Raw genomic sequence first — 13916 nt, 5'->3', positions numbered from 1 at the left:
GGTTCGTCGAATAGGATTGCCTCCGGTCGACCCAACGCCGAGTTCGCAGGACGGCCTTGATAGGCCGGCCTCCTGAATGAGGAAGCCAGTCTCAAGCCGATGCCGGTGGATTCGCAGGGGAGCCCCACATCCGACCCAGACCATTCTGGATTTTGCGAATCGTCACATAGAAGACGGGGGTCAGGAACAGGCCGAACACCGTGGCGCCGAGCATCCCGAACAGCACAGCGGTGCCGAGCGCTTGCCGCATCTCGGCACCCGGTCCCGTGGCGATCGCCAGAGGCACGACGCCAAGGATGAACGCGAAGGCCGTCATCAGGATGGGCCGCAGGCGCAGGCGGCACGCTTCGACGGCCGCTTCCACCGGCCCGCGTCCCTCCTGTCCTTCGAGCTGATGCGCGAATTCGACAATCAAGATGGCGTTCTTGGCCGCGAGTCCGATGAGCACGATCAGCCCGATCTGGGTCAGGATGTTGTTATCCTGCCCGCGCAACTGGACGCCCGCGAGCGCTGCGAGAACGCCGGTCGGCACAACAAGTAGAATCGCAAGCGGCAGCGTCCACGATTCATATTGAGCGGCAAGCACGAGAAACACCAACACGATGCCAAGCGCGAAGACGTAAACCGCCGTGTTACCGGCTGCGCGCTCCTGGTAGGCGATGTCGGTCCACTGGTACGTCGTCCCCTCCGGCAGCGCTTTCGCGGCGATCTGTTCCATGGCGGTCAACGACGTTCCCGTCGACACACCCGGCTTGGCATCGCCTTGCACAGGCACTGAGTAATAGAGGTTGTAGCGCTGGACGATCTGCGGTCCGGCGATAGTCCGAACCCGAACCAGCGACCCCATGGGCACGAGCGCACCCGTCGATGAGCGCACCTTCAAGCGCTCAATATCGGTTGGCTCAAGCCGGAAGGGGGCGTCCGCCTGCGCGCGCACCTGGTAGATGCGGCCAAAAAGATTGAAGTCGTTGATATAGGCGCCGCCGAGGTTGACCTGCAGGGTCGAGAAGAGATTGGCGAGCGGCACGTTCAGCATCTGCGCCTTAGTGCGGTCGATATCGAGAAACAGTTGAGGCGTGTCGTTGCCGAAGGTGGTGAAGACGCGCGTGAGGCTCGGATCCTGGTTGGCCTGCCCGATGACGTTTCCGGCGACTTCCAGCAGCGAGGAGATATCTGAACTCTGACGGCTTTGGATTTGCATCTTGAAGCCGCCGCCGTTTCCGAGACCCCGGACGGGCGGCGGCGCGATTGCAATGATACGAGCCTCCTGGATGGGAGAGGTCTGCTTCAGCACATCAGCCAGAATCGCATTGGCGGGTCGATGTGACTTGGTACGTTCCTCGAAGGGCTTCAGCGTCAGAAACATGACGGCGCCGTTGGTCGTGTTGGTGAAGGTCGACCCATCGAAGCCTGAGATGATGACCGCATTGGCGACACCGTCCACTTGACCGGCGCGGCGCGCGGCTTCGCGTACCACGGCAGTCGTGCGTTCGAGCGCGGCCCCCGACGGAAGCTGAATGACCACGATCAGATAACCTTGGTCCTGCAGCGGTATGAAGCCGGTCGGTGTCGTAGTTCCCAGATAGAGCACGCCGGCAATCACACCGGCATAGAGGATCAGCATGGCGCCGAGACCGACGATCCTGCTGGTCAGAGCGTGGATGATACGCGAATAGCCGTGCGAGACCGCATCGAAGCCATCGTTAAACTTTTTCGCGAGCCAGCCGCCGAAACGCGCCAGGAAGAAACGCGTCTTGCCGTGTTCCGTATGAGGCTTCAGCAACAGTTTGCAGAGCGCGGGGGACAGGGTTAGCGAATTGACCATCGAGATGATTGTGGACGCGGCGATCGTCAGGGCGAACTGGCGGTAGAACTGGCCCGAAATCCCGGGAATGAAAGCGGTCGGTACGAACACGGCCGACAAGACGAGCGCGATCGCGACGACGGCGCCACCGACCTCGTCCATCGTCTTGTGGGCCGCCTCTCCCGGCGACATGCCTTCGGCAATGTTGCGCTCGACGTTCTCGACCACCACGATCGCATCATCCACCACGATGCCGATGGCAAGCACCAGGCCGAACAGCGTCAGATTGTTGAGCGAAAAGCCGAGCACCTTCATGACCGCAAAGGTGCCGACGAGCGAGACGGGAATCGCAACCACAGGTATCAGCGCCGTGCGCCAGCTCTGCAGGAACACGATCACGACGATGACGACGAGGATCAGCGCTTCAAAGAGGGTTTTGTAGACCTCATGCACGGATTCCGCGATGAATTCCGTCGGGTTGTAGGCAATCTTGTACTCGACGTCGGGCGGAAAGTTTTTTGACAGGTCCTGCATCACCTTCTGGACCTGTGCGGCGGCCTCGAGCGCGTTGGTGCCGGGGCGCTGAAAGACGCCGATGCCGACAGCCGGTTGTGCGTTCAGGAAGGATTGCGTGACGTAGTCCTTCTGCCCGAGTTCGACTCGTGCGACGTCCTGGATCCGGACGAGCCGTCCCTCGGACGCCTTGAGAACAACGCTTTTGAACTCGTTGATGTCCTTGAAGCGCCCCTCCGTTTGAACGACGAGTTGGAACGCGTTGCTCTTGGGGGCCGGCGGAGCGCCGAGTGCGCCGGAGGCAACCTGCACGTTCTGTTCCTGCAGGGAATTGACGACGTCGGTCGTCGACAGACCGTAGGCAGCCAGCTTGTCGGGGTCGAGCCAGACCCGCAGAGCGTATTCGTTGCCGCCGAAAATCGTGATGTCACCGACGCCGTCGAGGCGCAGCAACTCGTCGCGGACGTTCAAATAGATGTAATTCGAGAGATAGTTCTGGTCGTAGGTGTTCTTGGGAGAAAGCATGTGCACGACCATCATCAGGTCGGGCGAGGACTTACGGACAGTCACACCGAGGTTGCGCACATCGGGTGGCAGCCGGGGCTGGGCGACCGATAAACGGTTCTGCACCAGCACGTTCGCGATATCGAGATTGGTGCCGAGCTTGAATGTGACGGTCAACTGCATGTTGCCGTCGTTGGTCGACAGCGACGACATATAGAGCATGTTGTCGACGCCGTTGATTTCCTGCTCGATGGGCGTCGCGATCGTGGCCGCCACGGTCTCGGCATTGGCGCCCGGATAGGACGCCCGCACCACGACGGTCGGCGGCACGATGTCCGGATATTGCGCGACGGGCAGTGAGATATACGCGACGTAGCCGATGATCAGGAGGACGATCGAAGTCACGGACGCGAAGATCGGCCGGTCGACGAAGAAATGGGCGAAACGCATCGGAGTCTCCGGCGCCGACCGCTGAACGGCTCGGCAGGGCGGTCGATGAGCCGGGGTCAGTCATCCCGGCGTACGAAGAGCAGCACGGACCGTCGGGCGTCGAACGACGCGCTCAGGACCGGCTTTGAGGCAAGACCTTCAGATCGGGAGCAACCTTGGCACCGGGCCGGACGCGGGTCAGGCCGGAAATGACGATCGTCTCACTCCCATCGAGTCCCTTGCGGACAATGCGGTAGCCGTCGATCTTGCCGCCGATCCGCACTTCGCGCGATGTGATCGTGTTGTCCGCCCCGACCACATACACGATGCGTTTGTCCTGGTTGGTGGCGACCGCCTCATCCGGAATCAGCACGCCCTGATAGGGTTTCGAGGCCGGCATGCTCACGACACCGAACAGGCCTGGCTTGATCGCAGTGTCATGATTTTCGACCGTCGCTCGCAGCAGGATCGAGCCGGTGGCGTTGTCGACGTTGTTGTCGACGAAGTCGAGGATGCCCTTGTGGGTCGGGGTGTCTTCGCCGGTCAGCGAAATCAGCACGGACGGCGGGTTTTGGCCGAGCGTCTGTCCCATGCCGATGCCAAGATCCTTTTGATATTCCAGGAAGGAGCGCTCATCCACCGTGAAGGAAAAATAGATCGGATCGAGCGACACGATCGTGGTGAGTTGCGTCTGATCGGCCACCACGATGTTGCCCTCGGACACCAGGCGCTGGCTGATCTTGCCCGCAACGGGGGCGCGCACTTCGGTGAAGTCGAGGTTGAGCGACGCCTGTGTCACGGCGGCCATCGCGCTGTCGAGGTCGGCCTGCGAGGTGAGGGCGGATTGCCGCCGCTGGTCGGTGCTCTGTTCCGTGATATTGCCGGTCTTCGTCAGCGCCTGGGCGCGTTCGAGGTCGGTCTGTGAGAAGGAGACGCGGGCCTTGGCCGAGGCTTCTGCGGCTTTCGCCTGGTCGAGCGCAGCCTTGTAAGGACGCTGGTCGATCACAAACAGAACGTCCCCCTTTTTGACGAACGCACCATCGGTGAAGTTGATCTTTGTGAGATAGCCCGTCACGCGGGCTCTTACCTCGACGAAATCCACCGCGTTGAAGCGGCCGGTGTAGTCGTCGTGTTCGATGACCTCTTTGACGACGGGTTTGGCGACCGTCACGGCCGCCGGTGGCTGCTGGGCTTGTGCCAGCACCGGGCCGACCCCGACCGCCGCCTGCAGCAGAACTGCAAAGGCCGTCCAAATCGGCCGTTTCAGGCATTTCATCCGCACACTCCCAGATCCCGCATTCCCGGTGAGGTAAGATGCGAGCCTTACATATCCAACAGGATATATTCGATTTGCGACGGAGGGGCCACATGCCCCGCGCTTCAAAACGCTTGGGCTATTATCGAGCCTGAGCGGGGCTATGGCAACCGGGGCAGGGTGCGTGACGTTTCAACAGGAAACCGAGGCGAGGCAAGCAAGGTATCACGCTGACGGAAGCCGTGTTCGCAGGGATACCGGATGCAGCCTCAATCCCGCTGAGCGGGATTGAGGAGCGACATGTAAGCCTCGCCTTTTTGGGTATGACCGTCTTTTTGAGGCGAAACGCTTCGGTCGGCCGCGATGCGTCGCGTTACCGCCAGCCCCAAGTCTCGGCCAAGGCCATGCAGGCGGCGACTGTGTCCACACCATCGACGGTGGTGATCGAGCGTAGGCAGGCGCCCGCGCTCGCATGGGCGAGGCTCAAGCTCCGATCGAAGCTCCACCCCTCATGGCGACCATAGAGAAAACCGGCCGCGAAGGCATCCCCGGCACCGTTGGCCCCCTGGTAGGCGTCGTCAGGGACGCGGACGGACGGCTTCTCTATCTCGGTCCCGTCGCGCGCGACCAGCACAGCCCCTTTAACGTAGTGGACCGCGACGACATCCATGGCTCCCTGTTCGAGAATATGCCTGGCCGCCGTCATGCAGGCGGCCACGTCGGTCACGCCCTCGCTCACTGTGGTCATGCCCGCCAGGGCACCGATCTCGAAATCGTTGACGATCAGCGTGTCGAGATAGGGCAAGCATGGCCGCGCCAGGGCGGCGAGCTTATCACGTGCCACGGTGACGAGTTCGAGGTTGGTAGCGAGACCTGCCGCGCGGGCCCGCTTCAGTACGGTGACCCAACCGTTCGGGTCGTCGTGCCAGGGCGCGTCCATCACGGCGTGCACGCCTGGAAGGCCGAGGTGCAGGATACGCCCGGTCGTGCCGGCGAAATCGAAATGGTCAGGCGATAGGCGACCGCTGGCACCATCGTGAAAGATATGGGTCCGTCGTCCGGACTGCAGCGACTGGAAGGCATCGGTGATATGGGTCGGCGCGTCAGATGTGACCTGAAGCCGGCTGTGCTCGATGCCATAGCGTGCCGCTTCCTCCAAAAGGAAGCGGCCCTCGGGGTCATCCCCAATGAGGCCGATGGTCTCGACCCACATTTCAGGGTCAAGTTTACGGATGTCGATCCCGAAGTTGCAGGCCGAGCCGCCGCCGCGCAAGACCGATGCGGACACCACTACCGACATGTCTTCCGACGGCCAGAACGGGATCGTCTTGTTGCGGTCGACGCACCAGCATCCCCCAGTGACGAAACCGCGCCGTGAATGAACCATGGAAGACAGCACTCGTGTATCGGGGCGATTGGTCGTGCAGCGGCGGGCGACCTCGCTGCACACTCGGTCGGAATCAGGCGGACTTCAAAGACGGATCGGTGATTTCGAGATCGTCGGCCAAGCTTTTCTTGGGCCGGATGCCAGCCTTTCCGAGTTCGTCGTGATAGGCCCGGGTGGCTTCCTCGGACCCGATCCGGTCTTCGATGACGCGGCGCATGGCCCGGACGATGCCCACCGAATCTTCGGCGAAGAAGATCTTGCGGCCGAACAGGGCCACGCGGGCGCCATAGCGCTCCGCCTGACCCACCATCTCCAACGTATCGCGCGTCGTCGATGAAGCCCCACCCAGGATGCCGACGATCAGATTGCCGGGATCGTAGGAGGCGAGTTCCTCGGTCGCACGTGGACCGTTGTAGACAACCTTCAGGAACACGGGACGGTCGAGCCGCGATACGCCCGCGAGGCAGCGCGCGATGGCGTCGTTGTTGTAAGTCGCGAAGTCGGAATCCTTGGCTTTGACCTCGAACTGCGGATTGAACACTTCGAGAAAGTGACGCACGCCCTGGGAGGAAGCCTCATCACGGAACTGCGCATAGGCGTCGAGCGAGCGGTGATCCTGCTCGAGGTCGTTGAAGAAGGTGAGCGCATAGAGCCCAAGGTCGGCGATTGGCTTCACGCGGTCGAGCCGCGCCGTGCGGAACGGCATCGTCGGCAGGTGCTTGTAGTTCGCGCCGCGCCAATGCCAGATGTCGCTGCCGTCGTTGAGCCGGATGGCCGGGGTCACCTCGCTGTCGGCAAAAGTGCCCTTTCGGGTGAGATACTCGCCCGAAGACAGCGACGTCAGCATGATGTCGATCGTGTCGGACCTGACCATCTTCTCCATATTGTCGCGATAGACTTGAAGCGGCCGCATGCGTCCGGTCGGCTTGCCGTCGGCCCCGAGTTCCGGGCCCGAGGTGCCTGTGCCGAGCGCCATGTCGCCATCCTTGGCGTCGGCAATGATGAAATCCTTGGGCGTGTAGCTGCCGGCCACGATCTTGGCGAGCTTGTGGTCTAGGCGCTTGGGGGTTGGCATCGATCGAATCCTTTTCGGGAGGGGCCGCGTCATGCGGCGGAGAGCTCGGGCGGCGGCACCGACGCTCCCGTCATGAAGGACACAATGTCCGACATGCTGAAATCCTTCGGCCGAACGACTGCGAGGCGGCGACCAAGCCGGTGAATGTGGATGCGGTCCGCCACCTCGAAGACATGCGGCATGTTGTGGGAGATCAAAACGATCGGCAGGCCCCGGCGGCGGACGTCGAGGATCAGGTCGAGCACTTTGCGGCTCTCCTTCACGCCGAGGGCCGCCGTCGGCTCATCCATGATGACAACCCGGCCGCCGAACGCACAGGCCCGTGCCACTGCAACACCCTGGCGCTGGCCGCCCGACAGCGTCTCGACCTTCTGGTGGATGTCCTGGATCGTGTGCAGCCCGAGGGCTCCGACCTGCCGCCGGGCCTCGGCCGCCATGGCGGACCGATCGAGGGTGCGGAACCAGCGACCCAGGGGGCCGGACTTGCGGATCTCCCGGCCAAGAAAAAGATTGTCGGCGATCGAAAGGGCAGGGGAGAGCGCAAGGTTCTGGAACACGCTTTCGATGCCGGCGTTGCGGGCGTCCATCGGAGTCCGAAAGTCGACCTGTTTGCCGTCGAGCAGGATCTCACCGACGTCGGGACGGATCGCGCCGGCCAGCGCCTTGATCATGGTGGACTTGCCGGCGCCGTTGTCGCCGATCACGGCCAGGATCTCATCCTGGCGGAGTTCGAAATCGGCGCCATCCATGGCGACCACGCGACCCCAGCGCTTGAACAGGCCGCGGGCTTCGAGAACGGGCGTTTTCATGCCGACACCCTCCGGATCCATTGATCGAGCGCCACTGCGACGATGATGAGCAGGCCGACGGCGAATTCCTGCCAGAGCGCATCGAGCCCGGCGAGCGCAAGGCCGTTGCGGAAGACGCCGACGATCAGGGCACCGACCAGAGTGCCGACGATGGACCCTCGGCCACCGAACAGACTCGTGCCGCCGATGACCGTCGCGGTGATCGAGTCGAGATTCGCCGATCCGCCAGAGGTGGGACTGATGGCGCCGATGCGGCCGATCAGCACCCAGGCGCCGAGCGCGCAGATGAGGCCGGCAAGCGTGTAGACGGCCAGCACGGTGCGGCGCGTGTCGATGCCCGCGAGGCGTGCCGCCTCCTGGTCGTCGCCCGTCGCGTAGACGTGCCGGCCGAAGGCGGTGCGATTGAGCACGTACCACATCAGGGCCGCGGTGATGACCGTGACCAGCGTGCCGAAAGTGAATCGGGCGCCGAAGAAGCTCCAGGCCGTGCCGGTCATCTGGAGGAAGGGGGCGTGGGCGAGCACGTCCTGGGAGCGGATTGTCTGGCTGCCTGAATACCAGAGGAAGATCGCGCCGTAGACGCTCCAGGTGCCGAGCGTCACGATGAAAGGTGGCAGCCGCACGAAGGTGACCAGCGCGCCATTGATCGCGCCGCATCCCATGCCGATCGCGAGACCGATGAGAACCGCGAACACAGTCGGCACACCCGACGTGACCGCCAGATGCCCGGTCACTACCGTGACCAGGATCATGATGGCGCCGACCGAGAGATCGACGCCGGCGGTGAGGATCACCAGCGTCTGGGCGATCCCGATCATGCCGACGATCGTCACCTGCTGCAGGATCAGCGACAGGTTGAAGGGCGCCAGGAACCGCGCCCCCACGATAGCGCTGAAGATAAGAATGCCAAACGCCAGCACCACGAAGGGAACGATGGTCGGATGCCGATGCAGCGCGCGTTGCATACGACGGACCGGCGTATGCTGCTGCTCTTCGAAACGGGCGAAATTGGCCTCATCTGTGGCCGTGGTGGCGCCCACCACGAGCGGCTCGCCGGCTACGCTCATTGCTGTGGTCCTTTCCCAGAATATGCTCCTCCTCCCGTAGGAACGGGAGAAGGACGCCCGGTGCAGTCGGGTCGAACGAGGGTCGGTTCAGGCGTCGAGGCGATCCTCACCCGCCTGCTGGCCCCTTCTCCCGTAGACGGGAGAAGGAACGCGAACCTCATCCCCAGCACTTCGTCAGGGCTTCATCCGACGTGATCGAGTCGATGCCGGGAACCGGTTTGTCGGTCACGAGTGTCACGCCCGTGTTGAAGAAGGTCAGCCCCGGCGAGGGCTGTGGCTTCTGACCGGTCTTCTTGAAGTTCACGATGGCCTCGACGCCCTTGGAGGCCATGAGAAGCGGATATTGCATCGAGGTGGCGCCGATCACGCCCGCCTTGACGTTCTTCACGCCCGGGCAGCCACCATCCACGGATGTCATCGTGAAATCTGTGATCCCGGCCGCCTTCAGGGCCTCGTAGGCGCCGGCCGCTGTCGGCTCGTTGATCGTGTAGATGACATTGACCTTGGGATCCTGCTGGATCAGCGTCTCCATGCCGGTCCGACCCCCGTCTTCCGCACCCGCGCCCCACTGGTGTCCGATGATGCGCTTGTCATCCTCGTCGAGGTAACGGTTCGGGTCCTTGATATCGATGCCGAACCCTTTCATGAAACCCTGGTCGCGCAGCACGTCGACGGTCGGTTGCGTCTTGATGGCGTCCACGAAGGCGATACGGGCGGAAGCCGGGTCTTTCACGGTCTTCGCGGCCCATCCGCCGATCAGCTCGCCGGCCTTGAAATTGTCCGTCGCGAAGGTTGCGTCAGCCGCATCGATCGGGTCGAGCGGGGTGTCGAGCGCAATCACCAGAATACCGGCTTTGCGGGCTGCTTGGATGGTCGGCACGATCGCCTTGGTGTCGCTCGGCGTAATCAGAATGCCGGCAACGCCGGCCGAGATCAGGTTCTCGACCGCCGTCACCTGGCTGTCGTTGTCGCCGTCGAACTTGCCGGCGAATGATTGAACCTCGACTCCGAGTTCTTTCCCCTTCTGTTCCGCGCCCTGCTTCATCTTGGCGAAGAAGGGGTTCGAGTCGGTCTTGGTGACGAGCCCGATCTTGATCGCGTCGGCGGCATGTGCCGTGCCCATCGACAGCGCGAGAGCCGCAGCACCCGTCAGCAACGCCATGCGGCGCTTGAAAATACCGGTCATCGTGTTTCCTCCTGGCCAGCCTCGTTCGATGGGCAGACCCAGGCCGAAGCTTGGCCGAGATGACGCTTCAACGCAACTGGCCCGCATGCTCGACTCGGAAAATTTTTTCGGGCGGAGAGTTGAGAAAAAAGTTTACCCTGGTCCGAACGAACCGAGATCCACGCACTTTGAGCGAGGAATGCGGCAGGCGACAGAGGAATAGTCGTTGGCGTCGAAGGATCGGCATATGGCTGAAGCGAGTGTGGACCCATCCATGACTGGCGATCCGGGCATCGGTTCCCGCGCGGTCGATATCTTTCAGAAGCTCGTTTCGGCTTCCCGGTCTCCCGACCGCACCATGGCGCGGCTTTCGCAGTGGATGATCGACAACCAGACACGCGCGGCGAGCCTGTCTATTTCGTCAGTCGCTTCGGCAAGCCAGGTCAGCGAGACGACGGTGTTCCGGTTCTGCAAGCTCCTTGGACTCACAGGGTACCGGGACCTTCGCAATGCCCTCGCGGAGGGACGAGGGCTCGCCCTCGGGGCGCAACTGGTCCATCCACGGCTGCAACAGGGCGCGTGCGACGAACATCCGCTGGCCGCCGTCATGCGTCGCGTGATCGAGGTCAATTCGGAGGCGCTGCTGAAAACGATGAGCCTCGTGGCGCTGCCCGCCCTGCAGGAGGCTGTCGACGCCTTGCTGGTGGCCGACCACATCCACCTCGTCGGCTTCGGCAGCTCGGCGCCGGTGGCCTTCGATGCCTACCAGCGGCTCCTCTACCTGGGGTTCACGGCGAGCGTCCATTCCGATCCGCATGTGCTGGCGGCCGTGACCGCGAATGCCCGCCCCAGCAACCTATTCCTCGGCATCAGCTGCTCCGGCCGAACACGCGATCTCGTGGAAACCCTGCAGGCGGCGGGGGCTCGCGGTGCCAAGCGGCTGGCGATCACGAGTGACCGAAACAGCCCGGTCGCCACGACGACCGACATCATGCTGATTTCCGCCGTGCGACGATCGCCCATCGCGCACGAAACGATCGGCACGCGCACATCGCAACTGGCGATCATCGAAATGATCTGCGTCGCGCTTGCACTCCAGCATCCCGACCGCGAGCAACTGGACCGGAGCATCGCGGTGCACGACCGGGAAATCGCCAAAAAGCGCCTTCCCGACATGCCCAAGCGTGCCAGACCACAGCGGCTTGTCTAATCTAGAAGTGGGAGCGGGTTGCGCTCAGGATAGCTTCAAGCATTGCAGCGGTGCGGGACTGCGTCGTTGTAGGGGCTGAAGACCCGGTCCGAACGCCGGTTTCCGTTTGCGTTAGCGAAGTCGGCCTAGTGACCCTAAATTGTCCGCCTGAAGCTGATCAAGGGACGATGTAAGGCCGGCCGGCTCCAACCTCCTGAGTCACCCGGCTGAACGGCCGGGCCGTCAGTCGTTTTCGAACCCGTAGATCTCCGGCAGGATGAAGATGGCGGCCAGCAGTCCGACGAGGGGGAATATCGCGACCATCAGCGTCGCCGCGGCCTGCCCGACCGCGGCGAAGAGGGATGGAAACAGGAAGATGGCGAGAAATGACGGGAGCTTCACGAACATGTAGGCGAAACCGCTCGCCGTGCCGCGATATTCGGGCCTCGCAACCACGGTCGGGATCGTCATGCAGTTTGAGGCATCCCAGTAGTGGCCCCACAGCATGGCGGCGGCGGCGAAGGGCAGCAGCATCGTGTTGCCGGTATAGAGCGCGCCCGCCGCTACCAGCAGCGAGACGAGGACGATCGCGAAGCCAGCAATGCTGATGCCGCGCTGGCCGATGCGTGGCGTGATCATCGGTCCGATCCATCCGGCGATGGCGGCGACGACGTAGAGCGCCATTGTGACGAGGTTGATGCCCAGGATGGACGAGACGCCGACCATCACGAACAGCACCGGCAGATAGAACGCGAAGGTCGAGAACTCGCTGCCCTGGCAGAAGCAGGCGATCCATCCGTAGAGAGTGGCGCGCCAGCGGATAGGATCACGTCGGATGTCGGCCAGGAAGGCTGAGGCCCGCGGCCTTGGCACGACGATGTCCTGGTCGGGCAGCATGGCCAGGCTGTCGCCGTAGAGCTGGGTCGAGACCTGCTTGGCCTCGCGGAATCGGCCGCGGCGGATCAGCCAGACTGCCGTTTCCGGCAGATCGTGCCGCATCAGGAGGATCACCAGGGCCGGCACGGCGCCGAGCCCAAGCGTCACCCGCCAGATCATCTCGTGATTGAGGTTCACCAGCAGGAAGACGGCGATCACGGCCAGCGTCATGATTTCGCCGAGCGCGAACATGAACTGCCACCGGTTGCCCATCACCTCGCGCTGCCCTTTGGGCATCGATTCCATGATGTAGGTGTAGCCGTTCGAGATGTCGCTCCCGAGGGGCACGCCGAGGAGGAAGCGCACCACGACCAGCAGGCCGACGCTGGTCACGAAGGCCTGCGCCAGGGCCAGCACGATGAATAGCACCATTGTGGTCAGAAACATGATGCGGCGGCCGATCCTGTCGGACAGCCATCCGCCGATCAGCGCTCCCACCAGGGCTCCGCCCTGAGTGCCGGCCGCCGCGAGACCCAGCAGCAGAGGATCGGGATGGTACTGGTCCTTGATGAAAACCAGCACGAAGGCGATGGAGTAAAGGTCCCAGGCCTCGACGAGAATCGAGGCCAGCATCAGCCAGCCGACTCGATTGCCTTTGGGGTTGTAGTTGCTCACCAGATGGCGGACCGCGCCGTCCATTGCGCTCTGCTGCGGAGTCGCCAACAATATTCCCTCCCTCACTGCCGCCTCTCTGGGCCGGCCTTCGAATACAAACTTGCCCTGCGGTCCCGGCCGCGTCAAACGAAGCTGAGTTGCACCTTCACGGCGCGCGATCGATCGCCCGCGAGGCCGAACGCCGCCTCAGCGTCCTCAAAGGGCAATGTCGCGCTGAGCAGCGGCCGCACGTTGATTCGGCCCGTGTTCATCAAGGCGACGGCGAGGTCGAATTCCGTGTCGAACCGGAAGGTGCCGCGCAGGTCGATCTCACGCGTGACCAGGATGTTGATCGGCAGCGGGATATCGCCGCCCAGACCAAGTTGGACCACGATGCCGCGAGGATGCAGATGCAGGATTGCAGCTCTTAGGGCCAACGCATTGCCCGACGCCTCGAACAGCACGTCGAAGGGACCGGCCTGGGCGACAAATCGGTCAAGGGCGTCCGGCGCCATTGCCGTGTTGAATGCCTCGTCGGCGCCCGCCATGACCGCCGCCGCGAGCGCGAAATCCTGTACATCGGTGGCGACCACGGTGGCGGCCCCCGCCAGCCGGGCCGCCATGATCACGAGGGCGCCGATCGGTCCGCAGCCCGTCACCAGGACCCTGCGCCCGCTCAAGGGTCCGGCGCGCTCGACGGCATGAAGGCAGACCGCGAGCGGTTCGGCCATGGCGGCCTCCCCCATGCCGACCTGATCGGCCACCGGCACGGCCTGGGTCTCGTGCACCACGAGGTTTTCGCGGAAGCCGCCCTGAATGTGGGGAAAACGCATGGCGCTGCCGATAAAGCGCATGTCGAAGCAATGGTTGTGCAGTCCTTGCTGGCAACGAACGCAACGCCCGCAGGCGCGACTCGGGTTGACGGCGACCCGGGCGCCGACCGCAACCCGGGTTACTCCGCTGCCGATCTCCGCCACGGTGCCGGAGACTTCATGGCCGAGCACCATCGGTTCCCGGATGCGGATCGCGCCCGTGCCGCCGTGGTTGAAATAATGCAGATCCGACCCGCAGATGCCGCCTGCCGCAATGCGGACCCGGACATCGGTCGGCCCGAGGCTCTGCTGGGGGACCTCCTCGATCCTGAGGTCTTTTGGGGCATGGACGACGACGCCGCGCATGATGCTTGTTC

The 13916-nt window shown here is 63.3% G+C and carries 10 protein-coding genes; 1 reads left to right on the top strand and 9 read right to left on the bottom strand.

Going from position 1 to position 13916, the window contains the following annotated elements; translation table 11 throughout:
• Window positions 1-91: 91 nt before the first annotated feature.
• The 7 genes from M8523_RS22590 to M8523_RS22560 all read right to left on the bottom strand — a co-directional run bounded on the left by M8523_RS22590 (window position 92) and on the right by M8523_RS22560 (window position 10029).
• The gene (locus tag M8523_RS22590) at window positions 92-3271 is read right to left on the bottom strand and encodes an efflux RND transporter permease subunit (RefSeq protein WP_282587168.1); all 3180 of its coding nucleotides are present in this window, start codon (window positions 3269-3271) and stop codon (window positions 92-94) included.
• A 112-nt stretch (window positions 3272-3383) separates the two neighbouring features.
• Window positions 3384-4526 (bottom strand): efflux RND transporter periplasmic adaptor subunit, encoded by a 1143-nt coding sequence (locus M8523_RS22585; RefSeq protein ID WP_282587167.1) that lies wholly within the window; start codon window positions 4524-4526, stop codon window positions 3384-3386.
• 352 nt (window positions 4527-4878) lie between these two features.
• Window positions 4879-5892, bottom strand: a complete 1014-nt coding sequence (locus M8523_RS22580; RefSeq protein ID WP_282587166.1) for a carbohydrate kinase family protein — start codon at window positions 5890-5892, stop codon at window positions 4879-4881.
• 73 nt (window positions 5893-5965) lie between these two features.
• Window positions 5966-6967: a hypothetical protein gene (locus tag M8523_RS22575; RefSeq protein WP_282587165.1), complete on the bottom strand. Its 1002-nt coding sequence runs from the start codon at window positions 6965-6967 to the stop codon at window positions 5966-5968.
• A gap of 29 nt (window positions 6968-6996) precedes the next feature.
• On the bottom strand, window positions 6997-7776 hold the full coding sequence (locus tag M8523_RS22570; RefSeq protein WP_282587164.1) for an ATP-binding cassette domain-containing protein: 780 nt from the start codon (window positions 7774-7776) through the stop codon (window positions 6997-6999).
• Complete coding sequence (locus tag M8523_RS22565) at window positions 7773-8843, bottom strand: ABC transporter permease (RefSeq protein ID WP_282587163.1); 1071 nt, start codon at window positions 8841-8843, stop codon at window positions 7773-7775. The genes M8523_RS22570 and M8523_RS22565 overlap by 4 nt, the downstream gene beginning before the upstream one ends.
• Window positions 8844-9000: 157 nt before the next feature.
• On the bottom strand, window positions 9001-10029 hold the full coding sequence (locus M8523_RS22560; RefSeq protein ID WP_428351076.1) for a substrate-binding domain-containing protein: 1029 nt from the start codon (window positions 10027-10029) through the stop codon (window positions 9001-9003).
• A 226-nt stretch (window positions 10030-10255) separates the two neighbouring features.
• On the opposite strand from M8523_RS22560, the gene M8523_RS22555 reads away from it, so the two are divergent.
• Window positions 10256-11218 (top strand): MurR/RpiR family transcriptional regulator, encoded by a 963-nt coding sequence (locus M8523_RS22555; RefSeq protein ID WP_282587162.1) that lies wholly within the window; start codon window positions 10256-10258, stop codon window positions 11216-11218.
• A 222-nt stretch (window positions 11219-11440) separates the two neighbouring features.
• On the opposite strand, the gene M8523_RS22550 is transcribed toward M8523_RS22555, so the two are convergent.
• The gene (locus tag M8523_RS22550) at window positions 11441-12772 is read right to left on the bottom strand and encodes an MFS transporter (protein ID WP_345894283.1); all 1332 of its coding nucleotides are present in this window, start codon (window positions 12770-12772) and stop codon (window positions 11441-11443) included.
• Window positions 12773-12870: 98 nt separating this feature from the next.
• A complete protein-coding gene (locus M8523_RS22545) occupies window positions 12871-13905 on the bottom strand; it encodes an L-idonate 5-dehydrogenase (RefSeq protein WP_282587160.1) in 1035 nt (344 codons plus the stop codon).
• Window positions 13906-13916 lie beyond the last annotated feature (11 nt).

This window comes from Lichenifustis flavocetrariae, assembly GCF_026130545.1.
Taxonomy (GTDB): domain Bacteria; phylum Pseudomonadota; class Alphaproteobacteria; order Rhizobiales; family Beijerinckiaceae; genus Lichenihabitans; species Lichenihabitans flavocetrariae.
This window is presented reverse-complemented; position numbering and strand designations above follow the sequence as displayed.